Origin of the sequence: Neisseria sp. P0018.S001, assembly GCF_051957355.1 — a bacterium.
Classification (GTDB): Bacteria; Pseudomonadota; Gammaproteobacteria; order Burkholderiales; family Neisseriaceae; genus Neisseria; species Neisseria subflava_A.
The window spans coordinates 1-465 of sequence record NZ_JBQCWN010000059.1 but is presented as its reverse complement, the minus strand read 5'-3'; the positions used below and the strand labels follow the sequence as shown (position 1 = coordinate 465).

The following is a 465-nucleotide window of genomic DNA, read 5'->3' as shown; positions in this document are numbered from 1 at the left end:
CTCAGTGAAATGGCTTCCAGATAAAAGCTGGGTAATGGGCCGACTCGGTAGAGTGAAAGAAAAGGGATTGCACAAATCCAAAGAAAACTGAGCCATAAAGGCCAAAAGGTTTTCACTGAAGATTCAGTCAGGCCGTCTGAAAGTGTGTGTTAGGTCATTTTGATGTGTGTTTTTGTTGTTTGATAAATGCAAGGCAGCCGAGGAAAAAGGCAATGCACAATAATACGGAAACGGCGGCACAAATCCGGCTGGCGAGAGCCGTGTCTGCCAGGCGCATACAGGCTTCGGCAAAGTAAATCAGAATCAGCATTGAGCTGTATTGGTAAGTGTAGATGCGTTTTTTCAAAATGCCGGTCAACGGCAAGCACAAAGGCAGGGCTTTCAGTGCCAACCATGAGCCGCCTTCGCGCAATTGCGCGATCCATAATTCCCATGATAAGGAAAGCAGGATCAGCAGGATAAGGC

Annotated in this window: 1 protein-coding gene; it reads right to left on the bottom strand. The window is 47.3% G+C overall.

Features of this window, described 5'->3' with window-relative positions:
* Positions 1-154 precede the first annotated feature (154 nt).
* A partial coding sequence (locus ACTHTJ_RS10820) for a DUF2069 domain-containing protein (RefSeq protein WP_440362683.1) occupies positions 155-465 on the bottom strand: 311 nt, incomplete at its 5' end.